We start from the raw sequence: 26,228 nt of genomic DNA, 5'->3' as shown, positions 1-26,228 counted from the left end.
CCGGGGGCAACCCCCAGACCCCCGGCCGAATGTGACCGACCGCACCGGGCCCGCTCCCGTTAGTCCCCGTTAACCTGCACCCCATGACCGTGAATCTCGAAGTCGCCGAAGGCGTCGGAACCCTGCGTCTCGACCGCCCTCCGATGAACGCGCTGGACGTCGCCACGCAGGACCGGCTGAAGGAACTCGCCGAGGAGGCCACGCGCCGCGAGGACGTGCGCGCTGTGGTGATCTACGGCGGCGAGCGGGTGTTCGCGGCGGGCGCGGACATCAAGGAGATGCAGGCCATGGACCACACCGCGATGGTCCTGCGCGCCCGCGCCCTGCAGGACTCCTTCACCGCCGTGGCCCGTATCCCCAAGCCCGTCGTCGCGGCCGTCACCGGGTACGCGCTCGGCGGCGGCTGCGAACTGGCCCTGTGCGCGGACTATCGCATCGCCGCCGAGAACGCCAAGCTGGGCCAGCCCGAGATCCTGCTGGGTCTCATCCCGGGCGCCGGCGGCACCCAGCGTCTGTCCCGGCTGATCGGTCCCTCCAAGGCCAAGGACCTGATCTTCACGGGCCGCCAGGTGAGGGCCGACGAGGCCCTCGCGCTCGGCCTGGTGGACCGGGTCGTCCCGGCCGCCGAGGTGTACGAGCAGGCGCACGCCTGGGCCGCGCGGCTCGCCCAGGGACCTGCGATCGCGCTGCGCGCGGCGAAGGAGTCCATCGACACCGGTCTGGAGACCGACATCGACACCGGGCTCGCCGTCGAGCGGAACTGGTTCGCGGGCCTGTTCGCCACCGAGGACCGTGAGCGGGGCATGCGCAGCTTCGTCGAGGAGGGGCCGGGCAAGGCCAAGTTCCTCTGAGCGTCACCCGGGCAACTCCCCGCAGGCGGCGTGCTGTTGACGCACCGTCCGATCCGAGTCCCTCGATGGGGCGGTTTACGGAAGCCTTAAGGCAACCTTAAGCCTGCCTCGTCGAGGGACTCTGTCCATTGCCCGGAAGTGAGCCGTCGTCGCAGGTCGGTCGGGCTGTTCCGAACCCTGGCATGCTGGCGGCATATGCCGATCGGCAGGAGCGTGAAGGGGGCGTGCGGGGGGCGCATTCCCCCGGAACGGCCACGGAGACCGCTCCGGACGGCCATCATGGGGGGCATGGCGGGGCTGGAGGGCATCGAACAGCCGCGGGGACACAGCCGTGCGGCCGCGGCGCGCTGGTCGCCCGCGGTCGAGGACGAACGGGCGCTCAAGGCACTCGAACTGTTCGGAAACCCGACGGAGGCGGAGGTGCCGCTGCCGTCCCGCCCGGAGTCCGCGGCCACCGCGCGCCGACTGGCCCAGGTCGTCGTGCTGCGTCATTGGGGGCTGACCCCCAAGATGACCGAGGACGCGGTCTTACTCGTTTCCGAACTCGTCGGCAACGCCGTACGGCACACCGGGGCCCGGGTCTTCGGCCTCCGGATGCGCCGCCGTCGCGGCTGGATCCGGGTCGAGGTCCGGGATCCCTCGCGCGGGCTGCCCTGTCTGATGCCGGTTCAGGAGATGGACGTCAGCGGCCGGGGCCTGTTCCTGGTGGACAAGCTCTCCGACCGCTGGGGCGTCGACCTCCTGCCCCGGGGAAAGACCACCTGGTTCGAGATGAGAGTCGCCGACCGATAGCGCCGATAACGCCGATAGTGCCGATGGCGGCGCGGCGACCCGAAAACCTCCGTAGATCGGGCCAATCGACGGTTTTCTTACCTCTCGCCCCTTAAATGGTGCGGGTGACCACGACCAACCGACGCGGGGTGCTGCGCGTGGGTGCCGGGCTCGTCGCCGGGGGCGCGCTCGCCGCCGGGTGCGAAGCCGGCCAGGACGCCCCGCCCGCCGCCGCGACCTCCGCGTCCGTCCCGACCGCTCCCGCGTCCGGCCATCCCGCGGCCACCGCCCACACCGCCCCCGCCCCCCGCGCCTATCCCGGGCAGCCCGCCCAGATCACCCACGGCCCGCGCACCCGCCCCCAGGTCGCCCTCACCTTCCACGGGCAGGGCGATCCCGGCCTCGCCGAGTCCCTGCTCCGCACGGCCGAACAGCGCGGCGCCCGGCTCACGGTGCTCGCCGTCGGCACCTGGCTGGACGAACACCCGGCGTTCGCCCGTCGCATCCTCGACGGCGGCCACGACCTCGGCAACCACACCCAGCGGCACGTCTCCGTCAACGCCATGGGCGAGACCGAGGCCCGCGAGGAGATCACCGGCTGCGCCGAACGCCTGAAGCGGCTCACCGGATCCATCGGCACCTGGTTCCGCCCCTCCCGATCCCCGACCGCCTCCCCGCTGGTCACCCGGCTCGCCCGCGCCGCGGGCTACCCGCACGTGCTGTCGTACGACGTCGACTCGCTCGACTACACCCGCCCCGGCGCCGACGCCATCACCCGCAAGGTCCTCGCCGAAGTGCGCAGCGGATCGGTGGTGAGCCTGCACTTCGGCTATCCCGACACGGTCGCCGCCCTTCCCGCCGTACTCCACGAACTCGACCAGCGCCGCCTGCGCGCGGTCACCACCACGGAGCTGCTGAGCTGATGCAATCCACACGAGCCGCCCGCCTCCTGGCCGCCGGTGCCGCCCTCACCGCCCTGACGCTGCTGTCCGCCTGCGGCGGCGGCGCCCAGCACCGCGAGAACGAGGCCATCGGCAGCAAGGCGCCGGTCCGGCCGCAGCCGAAGAAGCAGCGGATGAGCGTGTTGCCCGGGATGCCCCCGGTGCAGGACCCGGCCGACCTCTACGCCGCCGACCGCCCCAACCAGCTCTCGCCCGTCGTCAAGGACTTCCCGTCCCGGGTCTACGTCCCGAACACCAACTCCGACACCGTCACCGTCATCGACCCCGGGACCTACCGCATCATCGAGACCCTCCCGGTCGGCCGGCAGCCCCAGCACGTGGTGCCGTCCTGGGACCTGAAGACCCTCTGGGTCAACAACGACCTCGGCAACAGCCTCACCCCCATCGACCCGAGGACCGGGAAGGCCGGCAAGGCGGTCGACGTGCACGACCCCTACAACCTGTACTTCACACCCGACGGCAAGTACGCCGTCGTCATGGCCTCCAAGGACCGTCAGCTCGTCTTCCGGGACGCGCACACCATGAAGGTCGTCAAGACGGTGCCCGTCAGCTGCTACGGCGTCAATCACGCCGACTTCTCGATCGACGGCCGGTACTTCATCGTGTCCTGCGAGTTCAGCGGCGAACTGCTCAAGGTCGACACGGCCAGGATGGAGGTCCTCGCCCAGCAGAAGCTGCCGGTCCACGGCGCCATGCCGCAGGACGTCAAGATCTCCCCGGACGGCAAGCTGTTCTACATCGCCGACATGATGGCCGACGGCCTGTGGATCCTGAACGGGGACACCTTCGCCGAGCCGAGGTTCCTCGTCACCGGCAAGGGCGCCCACGGGCTGTACATCAGCCGGGACTCCCGCCAGATGTACATCTCCAACCGGGGTGAGGGCACCATCTCCCTCTTCGACTTCACCCAGAACCGGCTCACCAAGAAGTGGCACCTGCCCGGCGGCGGCAGCCCCGACATGGGCGGGGTCTCCGCCGACGGCAAGGTGCTGTGGCTCTCCGGCCGCTACAACTCCGAGGTGTACGCCATCGACACCCGCACCGGCACCGAACTGGCCCGCATCAGGGTCGGCAGCGGCCCGCACGGCCTCGCCGTCTACCCGCAGCCGGGCCGCTACTCACTGGGGCACACCGGCATCTTCCGCTGAACCGGGGCCGGTCGACGCGCGACCGAGCAGCAGCGCCTCCGCGCCCACCGCCTGGTAACCGGCCGCCTGGAACGCCCGTACGCTGCGGGCGTTCCCCGGCGAGACCTGCGCCCACAGCGGCTCCGGCGCCAGATGCCGGGCCGCCGTCACCAGCGCCCGGCCCAGCCCCCGGTGCCGTACGCCCTCGTCCACCTCGACGGACACCTCCAGTCGGCCGCCGATTCCGCGGCCCATGACCAGCACGGCGCCGTCCGCCGTCCACGCCCGCACCTCGTCCCGCCGGCCGAGGGCGTAGCGGATCCGCGGATGACCGGGGTCCTCGATCTCCCGCAGCGCGAGCGGCGGCTCGCCGGGCAGGGGCGAGCCGACCAGCATCGCGTCGACGGTCTCGGCCCTGCGCCCGGTCCGCGCCATGAAGGCGGCGAGGAAGGCGGGGTTCATCGTCGCGGCGAGCGGGTCGCAGTCCACGGCGTCCAGGGCCTCGTACACCCACCGCGGATCCTCGTCCGTGAAGACGACGGAGTGCGCGGTGAACGAGATCACCCCCGCGTCCCGGTGACAGTGCTGCGGCACGACCGTCGTACGGCCGTCCGCCGGCGGGAAGGCGCCCCGCGCCGCCGCGTCGAGAATGTCCCGCAAGGTCTCCACAACCGCGCCCCTTGAGTCTCCACCGACGGGAAGGACCAGAGTCGCAGACATGATCGACGACGGCACCGGACTTTTCACCATCGGCGAGATGGCGCGGGCCACCGGTCTGACGGTTCGCACCATCCGTTACTGGTCCGACGAGGGCATGCTGCCCCCGGTCGGCCGGCGGCTACCGGCTCTACGACGCCGCTTGCGTGGGCCGCCTGGAGCTGATCCGCACCCTGCGCGAGCTGGGGCTGGGGCTGGGCCTGGAGGACGTGCACAGGGTGCCGGCCGGTGAGCGGACCGTGGCCGAGGTCGCCGCCACCCATGTGGCGGCGCCGGACGCGCAGATCAGGTCGCTGAAGGTGACCAGGGCGGTGCTGTCGTCCGCGGCACGGCGTGGTTCGAGCGCGGAGGAGATGACGCGCACGATGATCGAGTACAACACCGCCGACCGGCGCCCCGACATCCCGGCGGGCGCCTCGGCGATGTTCTTCCGCCGGCTGATCGAGCCGGACGGCGGCGCGCGGGAGCGGGGCGTGGCGCCCGGGTCGCCCGAGGCGGACTCCGTACTGACCGAACTGCTCGGGGAGGGCACCGACCGGGCCGCGGTGCTGCGGCGCATCGATCGGGGCAACGAGGGCGCCCGCTACCGTGAGTTGGCGGCCGTCATCAAGGGGGAGGCGGAGCCCCCGAAGTACCACGAGGAGTTCGCCTGGGTGGTCGCCGCGCTCCACGCTCGGCCGGGCCGTTAATCTGACCAGCGTCAGTACGCCAGCACGGCACGAGAAAACACGAACAAAAGGGGCGGATCGGTGGCGGACATCGAGGAAGCACGCAGGCAGTTCCAGCGGATCGACGTGGACGGTGACGGATTCATCACCGCCGCCGAGTTCAAGTCCTCCCTGGCCCAGCAGGGTGACTGGAACGTCACCGAGACGGTGGCCGAGGCCATCATCAAGACCCGCGACCTCAACGGCGACAAGGTGCTGTCGTTCGACGAGTTCTGGGCCTACCTGAACAAGTGACCTGACGGAAGGGGGTGCCCGTCCCGTGCGGGCGGGCACCCCCTTCGTCATGCGCTCCGCGAGGAGCCCGAACGCGCGCTGGACCTGCTGCGGCAGGGCGGCAGACCGAGGGGCGGCAGAACTTGGCCGAGCCCCGCCGGCCGGATCGGGCAGCCGCCGGGCGCGGCGGTCCGCCACGCCCGGCCGGACGAACGGTCCCTCCTGCCTCGCCGCCGGTTTCCGAGGGCCGTCACCCGGTTGCCGCAGCGCCCGGAATAGACCCCGTGCCTCCGGGGTTGCCGTCGAGAAGAGACGCATGCACGCGCATCCATCGCTTGTGTCACTCACGCATCGACCCGGAAAGGCCAGTCATGAAGATCGGCATCATCGGCGCGGGCAACATCGGCGGCAACCTCACCCGGCGGCTGACCGCCCTCGGCCACGACGTGTCCGTGGCCAACTCGCGGGGTCCCGAGACCCTGAAGGAACTGGCCGAGGAGACCGGCGCGACCGCGGTCCCGGCGGCGGAGGCCGCCAAGGACGCGCAGGTCGTCGTGGTCACCGTCCCGCTGAAGCGGGTCCCCGACCTCCCGTCCGGCCTGCTCGACGGCGCCGCCGAGGACGTCGCCGTGATCGACACCGGCAACTACTACCCGCAGCAGCGGGACGGCCGGATCGCCGCGATCGAGGACGAGGGCCTGACCGAGAGCCGCTGGACGCAGCGGCACCTCGGACACCCCGTGATCAAGGCCTTCAACGGCACCTACGCCCAGGACATCCTGGAGCGTCCCCGGCCGGCCGGCGATCCCGAGCGCATGGCCCTGCCGGTGGCCGGTGACGACGAGGCCGCCAAGCGGGTCGTCCGTGACCTCATCGACGAGCTCGGCTTCGACACGGTCGACGCGGGCGGCATCGACGACTCCTGGCGCCAGCAGCCGGGCACTCCGGTGTACGGCCTGCGCGCCGGCCTGGAGGCCGTGAAGAATGCGCTGACGGCGGCCTCCCCGGAACGGCCCGCGGACTTCCGGGCGTAGGGACCGCGCGGCACTAGGACGTGGCCCACTCGCGCAGAGCCGTCTTGTCGGCGAAGTCGGCCACGTCCTTGTCGTGCGGGTCGCTGCTGTACTGGTGGAAGCGCCACTTGGCCTTGATGCGGGGGTGGCCCGCGCTCACGTAGTCGGCTATCCAGAGGCCGTCACCGGCGTACGAGGTGACGTCGACGTTCAGCCAGTACTCCCGGTTGGCGTACAGGAGGACCTTGTTGTGCGGGCGGAGCTCCTTGACCGTCCGGATGAACAGGTCCTTCTCCGCGTTGCTTGCGTGCGTGCCGTCGCTGGTCGTCTCCCAGTCGACGACGAGCAGGTCGCCCGCCTTCTCGGGGGCGTGCCCGACGAAGTACTCGGCCTGGGCGGCGATATGGCCCGGCCACAGGAAGTGGTAGAAGCCGACGACGAGTCCGGCGTCGCGGCCCGTCCTGGTCTGCGCGGCGAGTTTCGGGTTGACGTACGAACGCCCCTCCGTCGCCTTGATGAAGACGAAGGAGAGGCCGTCCGTGTCGTAGGAGGAGGACTGGAACGCGCTGACGTCAATGCCATGGAGCATGGGGGACTCCCTGCGTGTCAGTGGGGATGACAGGAGTTGACTGATGTATGCCCCACCTCGGCACCGGCGATCCGCGCGCGTACCCGGAACGTCAGCCTCGGGTCGTCACCGAACCCAGCACCGACGCCGACTTGGACGACCAGTCGGAGGTGATGAGGCTCGCGTGGTCCTTGGCCAGCAGGGCCAGCCGGTCGGCGACTTCGGCGTCCGTGGGGTTGGCGGAGGAGATCGCCGGAGACACGCCGTCGGCGCCCGTCGTGATCAGGATGTAGTGGTTGGCGGAGTAGAACGAGGTGTCGTAGCCGTTGTTCACGTATGTCGCCGCGTCACCGTCGAAGAACACGAACCAGGGGCGGATCGAGGCGTCGTAACGGCTGGTGCGCGGGTCGGCGTTGGCGGCACCGAGTACCGCGGGAAAGGCCTGCGCCTGGCCGATGCTCCCGGCCGCGTACAGGTCGCGTAGATGGTCGCCGTACTCCTCGTCCGTCCAGTAGTGGTCGAACGGGTTGGACTGTTCGACCGTGCCCGGGATCAGCTCGAAGAGGAACTTGCCCCTGAGGGAGTCGCGGGAGGGCCAGGCGTTGGCCTTCGCCGCCGCGTCCAGGGAGGAGTACGTCCCGCCCAGCAGGTCGGCCGGCTTGTACACGCTGCTGCCGAGCTTCCGCGACACGAGCGTGTCGAACTCGTCCGGGCCGAGGTTCGTCCTGCTGTTGAAGCCGACCTTCATCTCGACCTTGAACACGATCGGCGGGTGGTCGGGGTGGAGCTGGTTCCAGGCCGCGATGTTGTCCAGGCAGCTGCCCAGATCCTGGTTGCGGCTCTTGCTGTACAGCTCGCCCGGGGTCTTCGCGGCCTCGCAGTTGTTGTTGTCGCCGAGCGGGTTGCTGTGGCTCACCCGCCACCGGTGGGTGATGCTGTCCACGTACACGTCGAGCTCCAGCAGTGAGGCACCGGAGTCCAACGCCTGGGCGAAGTAGGTGTACTTGGCCTTGTCGTACGCGTTGTGCGTCCCGATCGCCGTCGTCTCGGAGAACTTCGGCGACGCCGCGTGGGCGTTTCCCGGTACGGCCACCATCATCCCGGCCACGCCCAGCAGCGCCGCCAGTCGTCTCACCGCACGCATCACTCAACTCCCCTGACTCGTCGTCGACTTGGCGGAAGACTAGGGGTTGTTGATTACTGCCCGGTAGCCCCTGGGGGGACGACGGGGGTACGGCATCGAATCCGGCCGGAAGTGGACGTGGTCCGCTTCCGGCCGGGCGGTCGTCCGACGGGCATGGGGACGGCGGCCGGTCCGGACCCCTGGGAAGGGGCCGGGTCGGCCGCCGTCGGTGTGGCGGTGAGGCCGTCTCAGCCGCCGAGGAGTTCGGCGAGCGCCAGGGCCGGGTCGTGGACCGGCGGACCGGCCGGCCACCAGGTGCCGGACCGCTCCTGGTAGGGGTACCAGCGGCCGTCGCGCCCGTACCGCAGTTGCAGTCCGCGGCCGGTCAGCGTCCAGCGGTTGCCGCCGACGACGAGTTCGGGCAGCTCGTCGTCCTCCCAGCCCGCCGAAAGTGACGTCCGTACCCTTGCGGCGTCGGCTTGCGGGGGCTCCCACGACTGTTCGAGGACCTCGAGTCCGGCGGCGCCGCCGAACCGCCAGGCCTCGACCGCCCGGTCCAGTTCGTCCGGCCTGCCGCAGGAGTCCCGCAGCCGCCGGAGCACCCGCGGGTCGGGGTGGGTGGCGGCGATCCGCACGGTGTCCTGCCACGTGTCCAGCGGCCGGGGCGGCGCACCGGCCGCTCCCAGGGCGTACGCGAGCAGTTCACGCGCGCGTACGGCCGCGTCGGCGACGAGTCGTTCCAACGGATCCGCCTCGATGCCGGTGACGGACCCGGCGTCCGGATCAGGCGGCTCGGGCAGGGGCGGGAGGGCGGGCAGCCGGGCGACGGGGCGTGCGTACGCCGCGGCGGCAGGGATTCCTCCGACGGCCGCGGTGGCCTGGCCGCCCGGGTGCTCCTCGTCCTCTTCTGTGTGCTGCGTCTCTTCCGTGTCCTGCGTGTCGTCGGCGGCATCGGTCATGGCCCGCAGGAGAAGGACGGACTTCAACTCCTCCAGCGCCTGCCCCCACTCCCGGCCGCGCACCAGCAGCAGCACCTGCGGCTCCGCGTCGAGCAGCCAGGAGAACTGGTAGCCGAGCGCCACCGCGTGCGCACACGGATGGTCCGGCTCGTCGCAGTCGCAGTCCGGTTCGAGCTCGCCGTAGCCGGGCAGCAGCCCCAGCCGGGCGTCCTCGGCCGCTTCCAGCAGATCGGGCGGGAGCTCCCCGGCGAGCACCGCCTCCGTCTGCGCCGGCCGGTCCGCGGTCCGTTCCCACAGCGCGTCCCACTGGTCGTCGTCCAGCTCCGGGAGTTGGAAGCCGACGGTGTACGGCTCGTCCTCACCGCTGTACCACTGCGCCGTGACGCGCCCCGGAGCGACCGTCAGGGGGCCGAGCCGCCCGGAGCGCGCGAAGGCCCGTCCCTTCTTGAGGGGTTCCTGCTCGGGCCAACCCTCCTCCATCGACTCGACCCATGCCCTGCCCCACCAGGACTGGCCCCGGGCACGCCCGCCCCTGCGCGGCGGGAAGGCGGCGAAGCCCCGGGCCCGGTCCTCGTGCGAGTCGCTCATTCCCCGCTCCTCAGCTCGACCAGCTTCGCCAGCTCGTCGTTCCCGAGTCGGCCCAGCGCCTGCTCACCGGCGCCGACGACCGCGTCCGCGAGCTCCCGCTTGGCCTCCATCAGCGCCGCGATGCGGTCCTCCACCGTGCCTTCCGCGATCATCCTGTGCACCTGCACCGGCCGGGTCTGGCCGATGCGGTACGCCCGGTCGGTGGCCTGCGCCTCGACGGCCGGGTTCCACCAGCGGTCGTAGTGCACGACATGGTCGGCCCGGGTCAGGTTGAGACCGGTTCCCGCCGCCTTCAACGACAGCAGGAAGACAGGCACTTCGCCGTCCTGGAAGCGGCGGACCATCTCCTCGCGCCTGGCCACGGGCGTCCCGCCGTGCAGCAGCTGTGCGGGAACGCCTCGTTCCCGCAGATGCCGCTCCAGCAACCGGGCCATGGCGACGTACTGGGTGAAGACCAGGGCCGCGCCGTCCTCCGCCAGGATCGTGTCCAGCAGTTCGTCCAGCAGCGCGAGCTTGCCGGAACGGCCGGCCAGCTTCGGCTCGTCCTCCTTGAGGAACTGGGCGGGGTGGTTGCAGATCTGCTTCAGGCTGGTGAGCAGCTTGAGCACCAGGCCGCTGCGGGCGATTCCCCCGCTCGACCCGATCTCGGCCATGACGGAGCGCACCTGCTGCTCGTAGAGGGCGGTCTGCTCCGCGGTGAGCGGCACCGGACGGTCCGTCTCGGTCTTGGGCGGCAGCTCGGGCGCCACCCCCGGGTCGGACTTGCGGCGGCGGAGCAGGAAGGGCCGGACGAGCTGGGCGAGGCGCCGGGCGCTGGGGCTGCCCGTGCCGGTGTCCCCGCTGCCGGAACCGGTTCGCTCGGCCTCGATCGGGGCGATCCAGCGGCGGCGGAAGTGGCCGTGGCTGCCGAGCAGTCCGGGTGTGGTCCAGTCGAGCACGGCCCACAGTTCGGAGAGGCTGTTCTCCACGGGGGTGCCGGTCAGCGCGATCCTGGCGTCCGCCGGGATCAGCCGCAGCGCCCTGGCCGTGGCGGAGGACGCGTTCTTGACGTGCTGGGCCTCGTCGGCGACGACCATGCCCCAGGACTGCCCGCCGAGCCGCTCGGTCTCCAGGCGCATCGTGCCGTAGGTGGTGAGGACGAAGCCGCTGTCCACGCCTTCGAGGGTGCGGCCGGTGCCGTGGAAGCGGCGCACGGGCGTGCCGGGGGCGAACCTGCGGACCTCCCGCTCCCAGTTGCCGAGCAGCGACGCCGGGCACACCACGAGCGTGGGGCCGCGGCTGCCCTCGTGCTCCTGGCGGAACAGATGGAGCGCGATGAGCTGGATCGTCTTGCCCAGGCCCATGTCGTCGGCCAGGCAGCCACCCAGGCCGAGCGAGGTCATCCGGGCCAGCCGGCCCAGGCCGCGCAGTTGGTAGTCGCGCAGGGTCGCCGCGAGCGCGGCCGGCTGCTCGACGGACATGTCACCTGCGGTGTCGGCGAGCAGGGAGCGCACGGCGAGCAGCCAGGGGCTGTCGGCGACCGGCACCTGCTCGCCGCCGATCTCCGCGTACCCGGTGAGGGCGACGGCCAGCGTCCCGACGGCGGTGAGCGGTTCGAGCGCGCGCTCCCGGGCCTTGCGGGCGAGCTCGGGGCCGGCGAACACCCAGTGGCCGCGCACCCGTACCAGCGGCCGCCCCGCCCCGGCGACGGCCGCCGTCTCCTCCTCGGTGAGCGGCCCGCCGTCGAGGCAGAGCTGCCACCGCAGGTCGACGGTGCCGTCGCCGCCGAGGAAGGAGCGCAGGTCGGAGGGCGGGGTGCGATCCGCGCCGGCCACAGCCCGTGCGGTCAACCGGCGCTCCACCTCCTCGGGCCATCGCACATCGACGCCGTGCGCCCGCAACCGGGCCGCGGCACCGCCCAGCAGCAGGCCGAACTCCTCGTCCGTCAGGACGAGTTCCCGTGGCACGGGCAGCAGCCGCGACAGCGGCTCCCACACCGTGGCGGCGCGGCGCACGGCGCGGACCGTCTCGGACTGGGCCTGCGGGCCCAGCGCGTGCGGGGCGCCGTCGAAGAGTTCCCCGGCCGTCAGGACCACAGTCGGGTCGGCGAGATCGGACACGAGGGGCACGACCCGTCCGACGGGCTCGCCGTCCTCCCCGGGCACCAGCCGCACGGCCAGCGAGACCCGCACGCCGGAGTCGATGCCGACCGCGATCTCCTCCGCCCAGGTCCGTAGCTGCGGCACATGCTGGGGCTCGGCCGCGGCGAACGCGGCACGGCCGGTGGCCGCCTCGGCGGCCGCGGTGCGCGGCAGGGTGTCGGCGACCGCGTCGAGGAAGGCGCGCAGCGCCCCGTCCGGTTCCGGCAGCAGCGCACGCCCGGGCGACGCGGGCAGGGCGAGCGCCTCCGGTGGCGCCGCGGCGGCCAGTTCGCGCAGCCGCACCACGTCCTCCGGATCGAGCGGGCCCGCCCGCCAGGCGTCGTAGCCACCGGCCGAGACGCCCGGCAACAGCCGCTCGCGCGCGGCGAGATGGAGCGCGAGCGCGGCGGCGGCCCCCCAGAAGGCCGCCGCCGGATGAACGGCCTCGCCGTCGGCACCGCCGCTGTACCGGCGCCGGGCCAGGGCCAGTACCGGCAGCGCGTCGGCGACGGACAGCCAGGACACGGGGACCGCGCGTAATCCGCCCTCGGTGGCGAGCTCCACCTCCGCCGTGACGCCGTGGGGCGGACCCGGGGGTCCCGCGCCCTCGGGATCCCAGAAGGCCATACGTCCCGCACGTGCCGGATCACCCGGCTCGAAGGCGACCGCACACCGCGCCAGCCGTCCGGCGTGCTCGGGCGTCATCCACACCACAGGTCCCGCCTTCCGTAGTCAAACTTGACTACTGCTCGTCGGGAAAGCTAACGCCTGCTCAGTGGATCAGTCAAACGTGATGGGTGGGCACCTCGTGGCCGTGGGCATCGCCGACCTGCGATCCAGGCCATGACCTCGGCCTGCTCAGCACTCGATGATGTTCACCGCGAGCCCGCCCCGCGCCGTCTCCTTGTACTTGACGCTCATGTCGGCGCCGGTGTCCTTCATGGTCTTGATGACCTTGTCCAGGGACACCTTGTGCGAGCCGTCGCCGCGCATCGCCATCTTCGCGGCCGTGACCGCCTTGACCGCGGCCATGCCGTTGCGCTCGATGCAGGGGATCTGGACCAGACCGCCGACCGGGTCGCAGGTGAGGCCGAGGTTGTGCTCCATGCCGATCTCGGCGGCGTTCTCCACCTGCTCGGGAGATCCGCCGAGCACCTCGGCGAGGGCGCCGGCGGCCATGGAACAGGCCGAGCCGACCTCGCCCTGGCAGCCGACCTCGGCGCCGGATATGGAGGCGTTCTCCTTGAAGAGCATGCCGATGGCGCCCGCCGCCAGGAGGAAGCGGACCACTCCGTCCTCGTCCGCGCCGGGCACGAAGTTGATGTAGTAGTGCAGGACCGCCGGGATGATGCCGGCCGCGCCGTTCGTGGGGGCCGTGACCACGCGGCCGCCGGCCGCGTTCTCCTCGTTCACCGCCATCGCGTAGAGCGTGATCCACTCCATCGCGTGTGCCAGCGGGTCTCCCTCGGCGCGCAGCTGGCGGGCCGAGACGGCCGCACGGCGGCGGACCTTCAGACCGCCGGGCAGGATGCCCTCGCGGGACATGCCGCGCTGGACGCACTCGCGCATCACGCGCCAGATCTCCAGCAGCCCCGCCCGGATCTCCTCCTCCGTGCGCCAGGCCCGCTCGTTCTCCAGCATGAGCGAGGAGATGGACAGGCCCGTCTCCTTCGTGAGGCGCAGCAGCTCGTCCCCGGTGCGGAAGGGGTACTTCAGCACCGTGTCGTCCAGCTTGATGCGGTCCGCGCCGACCGCGTCCTCGTCCACGACGAAACCGCCGCCGACCGAGTAGTACGTCTTGGAGAGCAGTTCCGCGCCCGCGGCGTCGTACGCCCAGAGCGTCATGCCGTTGGCGTGGTACGGGAGCGCCTTGCGGCGGTGCAGTATCAGCTCGTCGTCGAAGGAGAAGGTGATCTCGTGCTCGCCGAGGACCGAGATCCGGCCCGCCTCCTTGATCGCCGCCACCCGCTCGTCGGCCGTCTCCACGTCCACCGTGCGCGGCGAGGCGCCCTCCAGGCCGAGCAGCACCGCCTTCGGGGTGCCATGGCCGTGGCCGGTCGCGCCGAGCGAGCCGTACAGCTCGCAGCGCAGCGACGCGACGGAGCCGAGGACGTCCTCGTTGCGCAGGCGCAGGGCGAACATGCGCGCCGCGCGCATCGGGCCGACCGTGTGCGAACTCGACGGGCCGATGCCGATCGAGAACAGGTCGAAGACCGAGATGGCCACGGGGACTCCTCAAGACGGGGGTGGTGCGAAGGGGGGTGTGGTGCGGGGATGGGCACCCGCCCGGCACCGCGCACACCTTCCTGTTCCAGTGTGCGCGCTGCCGGGCGTCAGGGACTTACTTGTTCAGACCCGGGTACAGCGGGTGCTTGTCGGCGAGCGTCTTCACGCGCGCCTTCAGGGCCTCCGCGTCGTAGGACGGCTTCAGGGCCTGCGCGATCACGTCCGCGACCTCGGCGAAGTCCTCGGCCGTGAAGCCGCGGGTCGCCAGGGCGGGCGTGCCGATCCGCAGGCCCGACGTGACCATCGGTGGGCGCGGGTCGTCCGGGACCGCGTTGCGGTTGACCGTGATGCCGACCTCGTGGAGGCGGTCCTCGGCCTGCTGCCCGTCCAGCTCGGACTCGCGCAGGTCCACCAGGATCAGGTGCACGTCCGTGCCGCCGGAGAGCACGTTCACACCGGCCTCGCGGGCGTCGGCCGCCGTCAGCCGCTCGGCGAGGATCCGCGCGCCCTCCACCGTACGGCGCTGGCGCTCCTTGAAGTCCTCGCTCGCCGCGACCTTGAAGGAGACCGCCTTCGCCGCGATCACGTGCTCCAGGGGACCGCCCTGGAAGCCCGGGAAGACGGACGAGTTCAGCTTCTTCGCGAAGTCCTTCTTGGCGAGGATGATGCCGCCGCGCGGGCCGCCGAGGGTCTTGTGGGTCGTGGAGGTGACCACGTCCGCGTGCTCGACCGGGTTCGGGTGCAGCCCGGCCGCGACCAGGCCCGCGAAGTGGGCCATGTCGACCCACAGGAAGGCCTCGACCTCGTCGGCGATCCGGCGGAACTCGGCGAAGTCCAGCTGCCGCGGGTACGCCGACCACCCCGCGATGATCACCTTCGGGCGGTGCTCCTTGGCGAGCCTCTCGACTTCGGCCATGTCGACCAGGCCGGTCTCGACGTCCACGTGGTAGGCGACCACGTTGAACTGCTTGCCGGAGAAGTTCAGCCGCATTCCGTGGGTCAGGTGGCCGCCGTGCGCCAGGTCCAGGCCGAGGATGGTGTCCCCGGGCTGGGCCAGCGCGAAGAGGGCCGCCTGGTTCGCGGAGGCTCCGGAGTGGGGCTGCACGTTGGCGTACTCGGCGCCGAACAGCTCCTTGACCCGGTCGATGGCGATCTGCTCGGCGACGTCGACGTGCTCGCAGCCGCCGTAGTAGCGGCGGCCCGGGTAGCCCTCGGCGTACTTGTTCGTCAGGACCGAGCCCTGGGCCTCCATCACCGCGAGCGGCGCGAAGTTCTCGGAGGCGATCATCTCCAGCGTGGACTGCTGGCGGCCGAGCTCGGCGTCGACCGCGGCCGCGATCTCCGGGTCCAGCTCGTGCAGGGACGTGTTCAGGACAGTCATACGGCTACGACTCCTCAGCCGGCGGTGTGGGCGGCGTACTCGTCGGTGGAGAGCAGATCGGCCGGCTCGTCGGTGACGCGTACCTTGAACAGCCAGCCGCCCTCGAAGGGGGCGGAGTTCACCAGCGACGGGTCGTTGACGACGTCCTCGTTGATCTCGGTGACCTCACCGGTGACCGGCGAGTACAGGTCCGAGACCGACTTGGTCGACTCCAGCTCACCGCAGGTCTCGCCCGCTTCCACGGTGGAGCCGACCTCGGGGAGCTGGGCGTAGACCACATCGCCGAGCGCGTTGGCCGCGAACTCGGTGATGCCGACCGTCGCGACGCCGTCCTCGGCGGCCGACAGCCACTCGTGCTCCTTGCTGTAGCGCAGCTGCTGGGGGTTGCTCATGGCCTGAATTCTCCTGTACGCGGGGGAGTGCTGGTGAATGAGGGACTGCTGGAACTGCTGAGGAGCAGCTGAATGTGCGCAGGGTCACGTCCTCGGACGGACCGCGCCCAGTGTCTACTTCTGGCGCTTGTAGAACGGGAGCGCCACGACCTCGTACGGCTCGTGGCTACCCCGGATGTCCACACCGACGCCCTCGGTGCCGGGGGCCGCGTGCGCCGCGTCGACGTACGCCATGGCGATCGGCTTGCCCAGGGTGGGGGAGGGGGCGCCGGAGGTGACCTCGCCGATCACCTGGCCGCCCGCGACGACGGCGTACCCGGCACGCGGGACACGACGGCCCTGGGCGACGAGGCCGACGAGGACGCGGGGCGGCTCGGAAGCGGCGCGCTCGGCGGCGCGCCGGAGCGCCTCGCGGCCCACGAAGTCGCCGTCCTTCTCGAACTTCACCACCCGGCCGAGTCCGGCGTCGAACGGCGTCAGGGAGGTGCTCAGCTCGTGCCCGTACAACGGCATGCCCGCCTCGAGGCGCAAGGTGTCCCGGCAGGACAGGCCGCACGGCACCAGGCCGACGCCCTCGCCCGCCTCGGTCAGCGCCCGCCACAGCTCCACGGCGTGCTCCGGCTTCACGAACAGCTCGAAGCCGTCCTCGCCGGTGTAGCCGGTGCGGGCGATCAGCGCGGGGACGCCGGCGACCGTGCCGGGCAGGCCCGCGTAGTACTTCAGGCCGTCCAGGTCGGCGTCCGTGAGGGCCTTCAGGATGCCGGGGGCCTCGGGGCCCTGGACCGCGATCAGCGCGTAGGCGTCCCGGTCGTCGCGCACCTCGGCGTCGAAGCCCCCGGCGCGCTCGGCCAGCGCGTCCAGCACCACCTGGGCATTGGAGGCGTTGGCCACGACCATGTACTCGGTCTCGGCGAGCCGGTAGACGATCAGGTCGTCCAGGATGCCGCCGTCGGCCTGGCAGATCATGGTGTAGCGGGCGCGCCCGACGCCGACGGAGGCGATGTTGCCGACCAGGGCGTGGTTCAGGAAGGCGGCCGCCTCGGCGCCGGTCACCGTGATCTCGCCCATGTGCGAGAGGTCGAAGAGGCCGGCCTTGGTGCGCACCGCGAGGTGCTCGTCGCGCTCGGAGCCGTAGCGCAGGGGCATGTCCCAGCCGGCGAAGTCGGTCATCGTCGCACCGAGCGAGCGATGCAGGGCATCCAGCGCGGTGTGGCGCAGTCCAGTGGGTTCGGTACTGCTCATCGGTCGGTCGTCTCCCAGGGCAGGCATGGGGCGGGCGAGGAACGTTCCTCCCCATCTGTCATCGGAACCTGAGAGGTTCGCCATGATCCCCGCGAGGAGTGGTCACGGCTTGCACCTTGGGTGGAGCCACTGTCACAGCGGCCCGCTTTTCAGATGTGCCTCGCCCGCGCGGTAACGGGGCCTGAGAGATTCAAGGGAGGGACTTGCTCCTTCGGCGCCCCAGCGAACGTGGCTGGGGACTCTCCCGCGCGGATTCAAACGGCCGGTATGCAGTTGGCGGCCACATCATTGCACGCCACGACACCACCCGTCAGGGCCGCATCTGTAACCGAGCTGTGGCAGTACGCGCATCGAACCGCGGGACACGGCGCATTACCTTCTCTTTACAGGGGCATGGGGTCTCCGAGCCCCCAGGGGAGGACCACGGTGAACAGGACCACGGCCTACGCCGCCACCACCGGCATCGCGGTGCCGAAGCAGGCCTCCGCCCCGGCCCGCGAGCGCTGCGCCGCCCGCCCGGCCCCGCTCGTGCGCGACCTGCGCGACCGTGCCGGCCACAGTCCGCACGCCCTGCTCTTCGGCCCCCGCGACCTGGTGGTGATCACCGGCCTGCCCGGCAGCGGCAAGTCCACCCTGATGCGCCGCGCGGTCCCCGGCCACCGGGTCGACTCCCAGGACACCCGCGACCGCTGGGACGCCCGGGTGCCCCGCTTCCTCCCGTACGCGCTCTACCGCCCGCTGGTGCGCCTCGCCCACTACGCCGGACTGCGCCGCACCCTCGGCACCGGCGAGGGGGTCGTCGTCCACGACTGCGGCACCCAGGCCTGGGTGCGCGCCTGGCTGGCCCGCGAGGCCCGCCGCCGTGGCGGCACCCTGCACCTGCTCCTCCTCGACGTCCCGCCCGAGACCGCCCGGGAGGGCCAGCGCGAGCGCGGCCGCGGAGTGTCCCGGTACGCCTTTCGCCGCCACCGCCGTACGACCACCCGGCTGCTGCGCGCGGTGGAGCGGGGCGAGCTGCCCGCCGGCTGCGGCTCGGTGGTGCTGCTGGACCGGGACGCGGCAGACGTCCTGCACCGCGTCGCCTTCGCGGGCTGACCGGGCCCGGCACTGTCACCGGCACCCGCTAGCCTTTCGATCCACAGCATGGTTCCCAGCAGGCGGTAGGCAGATGGACTTCCCGGCGGACTTTCCCGCGGACTTCCCGGCACAGACGCATCCCCACCCGCACGGCGGTTGGCCCGGCAACGAGCTGGAGGAGGTGCTCTCGGCCTCCCTCGGCACGCCCTCCGCGGGCGGCCGGATCATCGAGGTCCTGGGCCGGAGCTTCGTCTGGATCCCCCTGCCCAACGGCGGCGGCCCGCACAGCGGCCCGCTGGACCTGCCCACCCTGGAGATCGAGGGCCAGGTGTACGTCCCGGTCTTCAGCTCGGAGGAACAGCTCCGCCAGGCGACCGGCTCCCACATGTCGTACACGATCGCCCCGGCGGTGGAGTTCGCCCGCGGCCTGCCCCCGCAGGCCGGGATCGCCGTGAACCCCGGCGGCGTGGTGGGCGTACCGCTCCCCCCGGAGGCGGTGGCCGAACTCTGCCGCGCGGGCCGCACCCCCCTGGACGGTCCCAACACCGGCGGCCGGGTCCGCCTCTTCGAGCCCGACTGGCAGGACGACCCCGTCGACTTCCTCTCCGCGGCCTCCGCCGAGTTCGCCGGGACCGGTGTGGTCCTCACCGCCCGCCGCTGCCTCGCCGCCATCGAGACGGCCGACCCGGTCATGTTCGTCGGCGTGGAACTCTCCCAGTGGGAGGGCGACCTGCGAGCCCTCCCGCTGGAAGCCCTCGGCAAGGCCCTCGGCAAAGTCCCGGTCAAGTGGCCGGTCAACCTCGTCCTGCTCGACGTGGCCCAGGACCCGGTGGCCGACTGGCTGAAGACGAACGTCCGCCCCTTCTACCAGTACGGCCAGTAGCTTCCCCACGACGGGAAGCCGCTGCGGGGCAGCCGACCCAGGGGCGCGGGGAGCTGAGCGACAGGCCACGACGCACCCGCACCCGCGCACTGACACGAGGACCCGAGCCACTCGGCGCTTAAGCTGTTTCCAAACGCGGGGCAACTCCCAGAAGGGCCGGTACGACAGGTGAGCGCGAGCCACAGCGGCAGCGTCGAGCACATGCTGCGCCAGGTCACCCCCGGGCGCTACGACGCCTACGAGGCACTGCTGCGCGCCCTCGCCACCCCCTCCTCCGGCCAGATCTGGATGCTCCTGTGGCACGGCCAGGCCGGCTCCCCCGACGCCCAGTACGGAAACATGGAGGTCGAGGGCTTCGGCTACGCCCCCTGTGTGACCTCCGCGCAGGAACTCTCGGCGAGCGGCTGGAACCGCTCCTACGAAGTGGTCGACGGGCTGGACGTCGCCCGCACCCTCTACCCCGACCACTACGGCCTCTGGCTCAACCCGCACGCCCCGGGCGGCGGTGTCGGCATCCCCTGGCCGGACCTGCGCCGTATCGCCACCGGCCTGGACCGCCAGCCCGCCGGCCCCCTGCGCCTGTCGGAACCCGGCGTCGAGGTCTCCGCGTTCTACGCCCTGCTCACGCAGAACGCCCACCGCACCCCCGCCCTGCGCTCGCTGCGCCGCGCCTGGGTGCAGCCCGCGCTCGGGGCGCCGTACCTCGCCATCGGCCTGGACGTGTACGACACCTCGCCGGCCGCGGTCGACTCGGTGCGCGCGATGATGCAGCAGTCCGTCGGCGCGGTACCGGAGGGGCTGCCGGTGTCCACGGTCGCGATGACCGATGACTACGACCCGGTCGTGATGTGGATGCGGGCCAACGCACGCCCCTTCTACGACCGCGAGGCCCACGTGGCCGCGCCCCAGCCCCAGGCCCCGGCCGCCGGGTACGGCTATCCGCCGGTTCACGGCGGCTTCTGAAAGCACGGCGGCTTCTGAAAGCACTGTGTCCGCCGCTCGATCGAGAGGCGGACACAGTCGTGTCACTCGGCGGCGGTCACCAGGTCACGGCTTCGGCGTGCACGGGTGCTTCGAGACGCACTCGGCGTAGACGAGCTTCGCGGTGATGGCGTGGAACACGCCGTAGTCCTTGTCGACGACGGTCGAGCAATGCGGACCGTAGTGAGCCTTTTCGATGTGGAACTTCTGGAATTCCACCTTGGGTGTTGCGTAGCCGTAGTGCTTTCCGGGCACATTGACGTCGTCCTCCACCGAAATTCCCGTGGTGTTCGACTTGGATACGTTGTACCCGCCGTCCCCCTTGATTTCAGCCAGGGCGAACTTCACGGTCAGGCCGCCGCCGAAGGTCCAGCCGGAAGTCCGCGACTGGGTGACGCTGAGGGTGTACTTGAGTACCGAGGCCGACGGGCTGGCGTTGTACTTGCCCACGGTGTCGCCCGACGTCTGGTAGTACCGGCCGCCCACGGGGTCGATGTCGTAGAAGTGCCCCGTGCCGCAGTTGTTCGGGTGCATGTCGGAGGCGGAGGCCGCGGCCGGCACCGAGAGGGAAGCGCCGACCAGGAGGGCCGTGGTGGCCACCGCTCGGCCGGTCAATCCGATAAGCGTCATGTTTGTTCCCCGTCTTCTTCTGTTGTTTGGTCTGTTGTGGTCGGGGGTATTCGACTCACTTCCTGCTTGCCGATCGCCCAGGCGAGAAAGGAAGTTACTCGGGCGGCGGGGTGGCTACAAGAGAAATCAGCAACGAGCCGGTTGTCATGCTCAAGGAATCCTCAACTGTTTTTTAGCCTGGCGTAGTTGGACCTGACTCGATGTCCCTATTGCCCACCCTGTGCCGACGGAAAAAAGTGCCCACAGCGACACAAGGGCCGCACAGCGGCTGATCCGTGTGATGACCGTCACGGGGGGGGTGACGACGCCGAAGGGTGTGGATGGGATGGTTTGCGGTGAATGGTCGGCAATTGTCGGAGTTCGATCCCCGTAACTCGCCGTCCGCATAACGTGAAACCGCAGCTTGCATCACGGTTGCGCATCCATTCACCGCCAAGGCTGGCGGCTGATCGCGCAGGCGTTGAAGACTCCCCCTTCAAGGGGTGCGAATCCCCCTTCAAGGGGCCTGCGGCCCCTGCGTACGACGGACTGATTGATGCCGCTACCAGCGGCAAGTGCAGGCCGGCTACCGCCGGTTGAGAGGGGTCCCTGCCTAATGACGGCACCATTGCACGAGCCGACCGCGGAAGCGCCCCCGAGCGCGGCCGAGGAAGCGGCGCTTGCCGCCGCCGGAGCGGAGGCTGTCCAGGGTCGTTCGCTCGGCCGGATCGCCTGGGAGCGCCTGAAGCGGGACAAGCTCGCCCTCACGGGCGGCATCGTCGTGCTCGTCCTCATTCTGGTCGCCGTGCTCGCGCCGGTGATCATCAGCCTGGTCGGGCAGGATCCGGACGCCTACCACGAGAGCCTGATCGACCCGCTGTTCGGCACCCCCAAGGGCTCGCTGGGCGGCATCAGCGGCGACCACCTGCTGGGCGTCGAGCCGGTCAACGGCCGCGACATCTTCGCGCGCATCCTCTACGGCGCCCAGATCTCCCTCCTGGTCGGCTTCCTGTCCGCCGTGGTCGCGGTGGTCCTGGGTACCGTCCTGGGCATCCTTGCGGGCTTCTTCGGCGGCTGGGTGGACTCGAGCATCAGCCGCGTCATGGACGGTCTGCTCGCCTTCCCGCAGCTGCTGTTCACCATCGCCCTGGTCTCCGTCATTCCGAACTCCCTGCTCGGCCTGACCGGATCCAACGTGCGTGTGCTCGTGATGATCGTGGTCATCGGCTTCTTCGGCTGGCCCTACATCGGACGCGTGGTGCGCGGGCAGACCCTCTCTCTGCGTGAGCGCGAGTACGTCGAGGCCGCCCGATCACTGGGCGCCGGGCGCTTCTACATCCTGTTCAAGGAACTGCTGCCCAACCTCGTTGCGCCGATCATCGTGTACACGACGATGATGATCCCCACCAATATCCTCACTGAAGCGGCACTCAGCTTCCTGGGCGTGGGCGTCAAGCCGCCCACGGCCTCCTGGGGGCAGATGCTTTCGAGCGCGATCGACTACTACGAGTCGGACCCCATGTACATGGTGGTCCCCGGCGTGGCGATCTTCATCACGGTTCTTGCCTTCAACCTCTTCGGCGACGGCGTGCGGGACGCGCTGGACCCGAAGGGTTCTCGCTGAACTGGCGTACCTCAAGTGTCCCGTGGCACCAACACGGGGTCTCTCATCGAATCCGGAGGATCCGAGATCGTGACTACCCAACGCACCTCAGGGCGGCGGAAGCAGGCCCTGGCCGCTGCTGCCGCGGTGGCTGCGCTGCTCACCACGGCGGCGTGCGGCGGCGGCGACAGCGACGGCGACAAGGGCTCGAAGACCGGCGCGGCCGGCTTCGACGCGGCCAACAACAAGGTCGCCCAGGCCTCCCTCGCCAAGAAGGGCGGCACGCTGCGGTTCGGTGGAGCCCAGGACGCCGACTCGTGGGACACCACGCGCGGTTACTACGGCTTCATGTGGAACTTCGCGCGCTACTACAGCCGCCAGCTCGTCACGAACAAGCCCGAGCCCGGCAAGGCCGGCGCCGAGCTGACCCCGGACCTCGCCACCGGGCTCGCCAAGGTCACCAACGACGGCAAGACCTACACGTACACCCTGCGTGACGGCGTCACCTGGGAAGACGGCAAGCCGATCACCTCGAAGGACATCAAGTACGGCATCGAGCGCGTCTGGGCGCAGGACGTGCTGTCCGGTGGCCCGACGTACCTGAAGGACGTCCTCGACCCCAAGGGCGCGTACAAGGGTCCCTACAAGGACACCTCCAAGGACAAGCTGGGTCTGAAGGCGATCGACACGCCGAACGACAAGACCATCGTCTTCCACCTGCCGAAGGCCAACTCGGACTTCCAGGAGATGCTGGCCCTGATCTCGGCGTCCCCGGTCCGCCAGGACAAGGACACCAAGTCCAAGTACGCCCTGCACCCGTTCTCCTCGGGCCCGTACAAGTTCGAGTCCTACAGCCCTGGCAAGGACCTGACCCTGGTCCGCAACGACCAGTGGAAGCAGGCCTCGGACCCGATCCGCAAGGCGTACCCGGACAAGATCACCGTCCAGTTCTTCTCGGACGCCAACCAGCTGGACCAGCGCCTGCTCAACGGTGACCTGGACCTGGACATCAACCAGACCGGCATGTCGCCGCAGGGCCGCACCACCGCCCTGAAGGAGCACAAGGCCAATCTGGACAACCCGGTCTCCGGCTACATCCGCTACGCGGTCTTCCCGCAGAGCGTGAAGCCGTTCGACAACATCGAGTGCCGCAAGGCCGTCATCCTCGGCGCGGACCACGTGTCGCTGCAGACCGCCCGTGGTGGCCCGGTCGCCGGTGGCGACATCGGCACCAACATGCTCCCGCCGTCCGTCCCGGGTGCCGAGGGCCAGAAGTACGACCCGTACGAGCTCTCCGGCGCCAACAAGAGCGGCAACGCCGCCAAGGCCAAGGAAGCGCTGAAGGCCTGCGGCAAGCCGAAGGGCTTCTCCACCACCATCGCCGTCCGTAACAACAAGCCGGTCGAGGTGGCCACGGCCCAGTCCCTGCAGGCGTCGCTGAAGAAGATCGGCATCACCGCGCAGATCGACCAGTACGACGGTTCGCAGACCACCGGCATCATCGGCAGCCCCTCGAACGTGAAGAAGAAGGGCTACGGCATCATCATCATGGGCTGGGGCCCGGACTTCCCGTCCGTCCAGGGCTTCGGTCTGCCGCTGTGGGACAGCAAGTACATCGCGCAGAGCGGTAACAACAACTACGCGTTGATCAAGGACAAGAAGATCGACGGTCTGTTCGACGACTACGTCAACACCCTGAGCGACAGCGGTAAGACCAAGGTCGCCACGGAGATCAACCACAAGGTCATGGAGGGCGCGTACTACCTGCCCTTCGTCTTCGAGAAGTTCATCAACTGGCGCGGCGACAACCTGGCGAACGTGTACACCACCGACGGCTACAGCGGTACGTACGACTTCGTCAACCTCGGTCTGAAGTCCGCGAAGTAAATCCGGCACACCCGCCGTACGGCACGAAAGGCAGGTGAAGGCCGGCGCGGCGTGACCGCGGGCCACCGGAAGACCTCTGGTGGCCCGCGGTCCGCGGCGGGCCGTAAGCTGTGCTCGCTTACCTCATCAGGCGGCTTTTCGCCGCCGCAGTGATGCTCGTGGTCATCATCATGGTGGTCTTCGGCATCTTCTTCCTCGTCCCCAAGTGGGCGGGCGTGGACATCGCCACGAGCTTCGTGGGCAAGCAGGCCGACCCGGCCGCCGTCGAAGCGGTGCGTGTGAAGCTGGGGCTCGGCGACCCGATCTACGTTCAGGTCTGGGATTTCTTCAAGGGCATCTTCGCGGGCCGCACCTATGCGGCCGGCGGTGACGTCACCCACTGCGCCGCGCCGTGCTTCGGCTACTCCTTCCGCAGCGAGCAGGCCGTCTGGCCGGTGCTGACCGACCGCTTCCCGGTGACCCTGGGTCTCGCGCTCGGCGCCGCCGTGCTGTGGCTGGTCGTTGGTGTCTCGGCGGGTGTGCTCTCCGCGCTCAAGCGGGGCAGCCTCTGGGACCGCGGCGCGATGGTCGTCGCGCTGTCGGGTGTCTCCCTCCCCATCTACTTCACCGGCATGCTCTCCCTGGCGGTCTTCGCCTTCGGCCTGAAGTGGATCGACGCGAAGTACGTGCCGCTCAGCGACAGCTTCACCGGCTATCTCGGTGGCATGATCCTCCCCTGGATCACCCTCGCGTTCCTCTACGCGGCGATGTACGCCCGGATCACCCGCGCCACCATGCTGGAGATCCTCGGCGAGGACTACATCCGCACGGCACGCGCGAAGGGCCTCAAGGAGCAGGTCGTCATCGGCAAACACGCCATGCGCTCCACGATGACGCCCATCCTGACCATGCTCGGCATGGACCTCGGTGCCCTGATCGGCGGCGCCATCCTGACGGAGTCGACGTTCAACCTGCCCGGTCTCGGCCGCGCCGTGCTCGACGCCATCAAGAACCAGGACCTGCCCATCATCCTGGGCGTCACCCTGATCACTTCTCTCGCGGTGCTGATCGCCAACCTCGTGGTGGACATCCTGTACGCCGTGATCGACCCCCGAGTGAGGCTCTGATGACCGAACTCAGCAAGACGGGAGCTGCCGTGGGCGAGCCCACCTCCGCCTCGGCCACCCCGACCTCCTTCCTGGAAGTGCGCGACCTGAAGGTGCACTTCCCGACCGACGACGGCCTGGTCAAGTCCGTCGACGGCCTCAGCTTCAAGCTGGAGAAGGGCAAGACCCTCGGCATCGTGGGCGAGTCGGGCTCCGGCAAGTCGGTGACCTCGCTCGGCATCATGGGCCTGCACACCGCCGGCCAGTACGGCAAGCGCAAGGCCCAGATCTCCGGCGAGATCTGGCTGGACGGCACCGAACTGCTGTCCGCCGACCCGGACCACGTGCGCAAGCTGCGCGGCCGCCGGATGGCGATGATCTTCCAGGACCCGCTGTCCGCGCTGCACCCCTACTACACGATCGGCCAGCAGATCGTGGAGGCGTACCGGATCCACCACGACGTCGACAAGAAGACCGCCCGCCGCCGGGCGGTCGAGATGCTGGACCGCGTGGGCATCCCGCAGCCGGACAAGCGGGTGGACAACTACCCGCACGAGTTCTCCGGCGGTATGCGTCAGCGCGCGATGATCGCGATGTCGCTGGTCAACAACCCCGAACTGCTCATCGCGGACGAGCCGACGACCGCTCTGGACGTGACCGTCCAGGCGCAGATCCTCGACCTGATCCGTGATCTGCAGAAGGAGTTCGGCTCCGCGGTCATCGTCATCACCCACGACCTCGGCGTCGTCGCCGAGCTGGCCGACGACATCCTGGTGATGTACGGCGGCCGCTGCGTCGAGCGGGGCCCGGCCGAGAAGGTGTTCTACGAGCCCCGGCACCCCTACACCTGGGGCCTGCTCGGCTCGATGCCGCGCCTGGACCGCGAGCAGCAGGAGCGCCTGATTCCGGTCAAGGGCTCCCCGCCCTCCCTGATCAACGTCCCGTCGGGCTGTGCCTTCAATCCGCGCTGCCCGTACGCCGACGTTCCGAAGGACAACGTCACCCGCACGGTGCGCCCCGAGCTGACCGAGGTCGGCAGCCAGCACTGGGCCGCCTGCCACATGACGCGGGAGCAGCGGGAGCGTATCTGGACCGAAGAGATTGCGCCGAAGCTGTGAGTGA

General features: G+C 70.3%; 23 protein-coding genes, 1 pseudogene and 1 riboswitch. Of the genes and pseudogenes, 14 read left to right on the top strand and 10 right to left on the bottom strand.

The genetic code is table 11. The features are described from left to right. The first annotated feature begins 83 nt into the window (after window positions 1-83). The 4 genes from ACFZDC_RS21595 (at window position 84) to ACFZDC_RS21580 (ending at window position 3,732) form a co-directional block, all read left to right on the top strand. Entirely contained in the window at window positions 84-851 is a 768-nt protein-coding gene (locus ACFZDC_RS21595; RefSeq protein ID WP_391326051.1) for an enoyl-CoA hydratase-related protein, read from the top strand. A 288-nt stretch (window positions 852-1,139) separates the two neighbouring features. Beyond that, complete coding sequence (locus ACFZDC_RS21590; protein ID WP_391326049.1) at window positions 1,140-1,643, top strand: ATP-binding protein; 504 nt, start codon at window positions 1,140-1,142, stop codon at window positions 1,641-1,643. Window positions 1,644-1,747: 104 nt separating this feature from the next. Then, a complete protein-coding gene (locus ACFZDC_RS21585; protein ID WP_391326047.1) occupies window positions 1,748-2,545 on the top strand; it encodes a polysaccharide deacetylase family protein in 798 nt (265 codons plus the stop codon). Beyond that, the gene (locus ACFZDC_RS21580; protein ID WP_391326045.1) at window positions 2,545-3,732 is read left to right on the top strand and encodes a hypothetical protein; all 1,188 of its coding nucleotides are present in this window, start codon (window positions 2,545-2,547) and stop codon (window positions 3,730-3,732) included. Before ACFZDC_RS21585 ends, ACFZDC_RS21580 begins: the two co-directional genes overlap by 1 nt. Here ACFZDC_RS21580 and ACFZDC_RS21575 read toward each other — a convergent pair. Further along, window positions 3,703-4,380: a GNAT family N-acetyltransferase gene (locus tag ACFZDC_RS21575; protein WP_391326043.1), complete on the bottom strand. Its 678-nt coding sequence runs from the start codon at window positions 4,378-4,380 to the stop codon at window positions 3,703-3,705. The genes ACFZDC_RS21580 and ACFZDC_RS21575 overlap by 30 nt on opposite strands. A gap of 49 nt (window positions 4,381-4,429) precedes the next feature. On the opposite strand from ACFZDC_RS21575, the pseudogene ACFZDC_RS21570 reads away from it, so the two are divergent. From ACFZDC_RS21570 to ACFZDC_RS21560, 3 genes and pseudogenes are all read left to right on the top strand, one after another. Beyond that, window positions 4,430-5,117, top strand: a pseudogene (locus ACFZDC_RS21570) (MerR family transcriptional regulator). A 60-nt stretch (window positions 5,118-5,177) separates the two neighbouring features. Then, entirely contained in the window at window positions 5,178-5,390 is a 213-nt protein-coding gene (locus tag ACFZDC_RS21565; protein ID WP_391326041.1) for an EF-hand domain-containing protein, read from the top strand. A 350-nt stretch (window positions 5,391-5,740) separates the two neighbouring features. Further along, on the top strand, window positions 5,741-6,403 hold the full coding sequence (locus ACFZDC_RS21560; protein ID WP_391326040.1) for an NAD(P)-binding domain-containing protein: 663 nt from the start codon (window positions 5,741-5,743) through the stop codon (window positions 6,401-6,403). A 13-nt stretch (window positions 6,404-6,416) separates the two neighbouring features. Here ACFZDC_RS21560 and ACFZDC_RS21555 read toward each other — a convergent pair whose 3' ends face one another. The 8 genes from ACFZDC_RS21555 to gcvT form a co-directional block, all read right to left on the bottom strand. Further along, window positions 6,417-6,971: a GH25 family lysozyme gene (locus ACFZDC_RS21555; RefSeq protein ID WP_391326038.1), complete on the bottom strand. Its 555-nt coding sequence runs from the start codon at window positions 6,969-6,971 to the stop codon at window positions 6,417-6,419. Between the two features lie 91 nt (window positions 6,972-7,062). Then, window positions 7,063-8,094 carry a Ca2+-dependent phosphoinositide-specific phospholipase C gene (locus ACFZDC_RS21550; protein ID WP_391326036.1) on the bottom strand — a complete coding sequence of 344 codons (1,032 nt, stop codon included), beginning with the start codon at window positions 8,092-8,094 and terminating at the stop codon, window positions 7,063-7,065. A gap of 227 nt (window positions 8,095-8,321) precedes the next feature. After that, window positions 8,322-9,620: a hypothetical protein gene (locus tag ACFZDC_RS21545; protein ID WP_391326034.1), complete on the bottom strand. Its 1,299-nt coding sequence runs from the start codon at window positions 9,618-9,620 to the stop codon at window positions 8,322-8,324. Beyond that, a complete protein-coding gene (locus tag ACFZDC_RS21540) occupies window positions 9,617-12,445 on the bottom strand; it encodes an SNF2-related protein (RefSeq protein ID WP_391326032.1) in 2,829 nt (942 codons plus the stop codon). The genes ACFZDC_RS21545 and ACFZDC_RS21540 overlap by 4 nt, the downstream gene beginning before the upstream one ends. A gap of 153 nt (window positions 12,446-12,598) precedes the next feature. Beyond that, window positions 12,599-13,966 carry an L-serine ammonia-lyase gene (locus ACFZDC_RS21535; RefSeq protein WP_391326030.1) on the bottom strand — a complete coding sequence of 456 codons (1,368 nt, stop codon included), beginning with the start codon at window positions 13,964-13,966 and terminating at the stop codon, window positions 12,599-12,601. Window positions 13,967-14,081: 115 nt separating this feature from the next. Then, on the bottom strand, window positions 14,082-15,347 hold the full coding sequence (glyA, locus tag ACFZDC_RS21530) for a serine hydroxymethyltransferase (RefSeq protein ID WP_391326029.1): 1,266 nt from the start codon (window positions 15,345-15,347) through the stop codon (window positions 14,082-14,084). A gap of 14 nt (window positions 15,348-15,361) precedes the next feature. After that, window positions 15,362-15,739, bottom strand: a complete 378-nt coding sequence (gcvH, locus tag ACFZDC_RS21525; protein ID WP_391326027.1) for a glycine cleavage system protein GcvH — start codon at window positions 15,737-15,739, stop codon at window positions 15,362-15,364. A 114-nt stretch (window positions 15,740-15,853) separates the two neighbouring features. After that, window positions 15,854-16,981: a glycine cleavage system aminomethyltransferase GcvT gene (gcvT, locus tag ACFZDC_RS21520; protein WP_391326025.1), complete on the bottom strand. Its 1,128-nt coding sequence runs from the start codon at window positions 16,979-16,981 to the stop codon at window positions 15,854-15,856. A 159-nt stretch (window positions 16,982-17,140) separates the two neighbouring features. Further along, window positions 17,141-17,238, bottom strand: a riboswitch (glycine riboswitch). A gap of 169 nt (window positions 17,239-17,407) precedes the next feature. Here gcvT and ACFZDC_RS21515 point away from each other — a divergent pair. From ACFZDC_RS21515 to ACFZDC_RS21505, 3 genes are all read left to right on the top strand, one after another. After that, on the top strand, window positions 17,408-18,076 hold the full coding sequence (locus tag ACFZDC_RS21515; RefSeq protein ID WP_391326023.1) for an AAA family ATPase: 669 nt from the start codon (window positions 17,408-17,410) through the stop codon (window positions 18,074-18,076). A 73-nt stretch (window positions 18,077-18,149) separates the two neighbouring features. Beyond that, a complete protein-coding gene (locus ACFZDC_RS21510) occupies window positions 18,150-18,941 on the top strand; it encodes an enhanced serine sensitivity protein SseB C-terminal domain-containing protein (protein WP_391326021.1) in 792 nt (263 codons plus the stop codon). A 201-nt stretch (window positions 18,942-19,142) separates the two neighbouring features. Then, window positions 19,143-19,904 (top strand): enhanced serine sensitivity protein SseB C-terminal domain-containing protein, encoded by a 762-nt coding sequence (locus ACFZDC_RS21505; protein ID WP_391326098.1) that lies wholly within the window; start codon window positions 19,143-19,145, stop codon window positions 19,902-19,904. A gap of 84 nt (window positions 19,905-19,988) precedes the next feature. Here ACFZDC_RS21505 and ACFZDC_RS21500 read toward each other — a convergent pair whose 3' ends face one another. Next, window positions 19,989-20,552 carry a hypothetical protein gene (locus ACFZDC_RS21500; protein WP_391326019.1) on the bottom strand — a complete coding sequence of 188 codons (564 nt, stop codon included), beginning with the start codon at window positions 20,550-20,552 and terminating at the stop codon, window positions 19,989-19,991. A gap of 595 nt (window positions 20,553-21,147) precedes the next feature. Between ACFZDC_RS21500 and ACFZDC_RS21495 the strand changes: the two genes are divergently transcribed. From ACFZDC_RS21495 to ACFZDC_RS21480, 4 genes are all read left to right on the top strand, one after another. Beyond that, window positions 21,148-22,155, top strand: a complete 1,008-nt coding sequence (locus ACFZDC_RS21495; RefSeq protein WP_391326018.1) for an ABC transporter permease subunit — start codon at window positions 21,148-21,150, stop codon at window positions 22,153-22,155. Between the two features lie 69 nt (window positions 22,156-22,224). Further along, complete coding sequence (locus ACFZDC_RS21490; RefSeq protein WP_391326016.1) at window positions 22,225-24,021, top strand: ABC transporter substrate-binding protein; 1,797 nt, start codon at window positions 22,225-22,227, stop codon at window positions 24,019-24,021. Window positions 24,022-24,131: 110 nt separating this feature from the next. After that, entirely contained in the window at window positions 24,132-25,127 is a 996-nt protein-coding gene (locus tag ACFZDC_RS21485; RefSeq protein WP_391326014.1) for an ABC transporter permease subunit, read from the top strand. Beyond that, window positions 25,127-26,224 carry an oligopeptide/dipeptide ABC transporter ATP-binding protein gene (locus ACFZDC_RS21480; protein ID WP_391326012.1) on the top strand — a complete coding sequence of 366 codons (1,098 nt, stop codon included), beginning with the start codon at window positions 25,127-25,129 and terminating at the stop codon, window positions 26,222-26,224. Before ACFZDC_RS21485 ends, ACFZDC_RS21480 begins: the two co-directional genes overlap by 1 nt. Window positions 26,225-26,228 lie beyond the last annotated feature (4 nt).

Source organism: Streptomyces sp. NPDC007905 (assembly GCF_042959345.1).
Classification (GTDB): Bacteria; Actinomycetota; Actinomycetes; order Streptomycetales; family Streptomycetaceae; genus Streptomyces.
Note: the sequence above shows the minus strand (reverse complement) of the source record. Positions and strands in the feature narration are given on the sequence as shown.

What these genes read in the sequence shown, in the direction of transcription:
- ACFZDC_RS21595 (WP_391326051.1), top strand. Translation starts at nt 84, where the DNA reads ATGACCGTGAATCTCGAAGTCGCCGAAGGCGTCGGAACCCTGCGTCTC.
- ACFZDC_RS21590 (WP_391326049.1), top strand. Translation starts at nt 1,140, where the DNA reads ATGGCGGGGCTGGAGGGCATCGAACAGCCGCGGGGACACAGCCGTGCG.
- ACFZDC_RS21580 (WP_391326045.1), top strand. Translation starts at nt 2,545, where the DNA reads ATGCAATCCACACGAGCCGCCCGCCTCCTGGCCGCCGGTGCCGCCCTC.
- ACFZDC_RS21560 (WP_391326040.1), top strand. Translation starts at nt 5,741, where the DNA reads ATGAAGATCGGCATCATCGGCGCGGGCAACATCGGCGGCAACCTCACC.
- ACFZDC_RS21555 (WP_391326038.1), bottom strand. Translation starts at nt 6,971, where the DNA reads ATGCTCCATGGCATTGACGTCAGCGCGTTCCAGTCCTCCTCCTACGAC.
- ACFZDC_RS21550 (WP_391326036.1), bottom strand. Translation starts at nt 8,094, where the DNA reads ATGCGTGCGGTGAGACGACTGGCGGCGCTGCTGGGCGTGGCCGGGATG.
- ACFZDC_RS21545 (WP_391326034.1), bottom strand. Translation starts at nt 9,620, where the DNA reads ATGAGCGACTCGCACGAGGACCGGGCCCGGGGCTTCGCCGCCTTCCCG.
- ACFZDC_RS21540 (WP_391326032.1), bottom strand. Translation starts at nt 12,445, where the DNA reads ATGACGCCCGAGCACGCCGGACGGCTGGCGCGGTGTGCGGTCGCCTTC.
- glyA (WP_391326029.1), bottom strand. Translation starts at nt 15,347, where the DNA reads ATGACTGTCCTGAACACGTCCCTGCACGAGCTGGACCCGGAGATCGCG.
- gcvH (WP_391326027.1), bottom strand. Translation starts at nt 15,739, where the DNA reads ATGAGCAACCCCCAGCAGCTGCGCTACAGCAAGGAGCACGAGTGGCTG.
- gcvT (WP_391326025.1), bottom strand. Translation starts at nt 16,981, where the DNA reads ATGAGCAGTACCGAACCCACTGGACTGCGCCACACCGCGCTGGATGCC.
- ACFZDC_RS21510 (WP_391326021.1), top strand. Translation starts at nt 18,150, where the DNA reads ATGGACTTCCCGGCGGACTTTCCCGCGGACTTCCCGGCACAGACGCAT.
- ACFZDC_RS21505 (WP_391326098.1), top strand. Translation starts at nt 19,143, where the DNA reads ATGCTGCGCCAGGTCACCCCCGGGCGCTACGACGCCTACGAGGCACTG.
- ACFZDC_RS21500 (WP_391326019.1), bottom strand. Translation starts at nt 20,552, where the DNA reads ATGACGCTTATCGGATTGACCGGCCGAGCGGTGGCCACCACGGCCCTC.
- ACFZDC_RS21495 (WP_391326018.1), top strand. Translation starts at nt 21,148, where the DNA reads ATGACGGCACCATTGCACGAGCCGACCGCGGAAGCGCCCCCGAGCGCG.
- ACFZDC_RS21480 (WP_391326012.1), top strand. Translation starts at nt 25,127, where the DNA reads ATGACCGAACTCAGCAAGACGGGAGCTGCCGTGGGCGAGCCCACCTCC.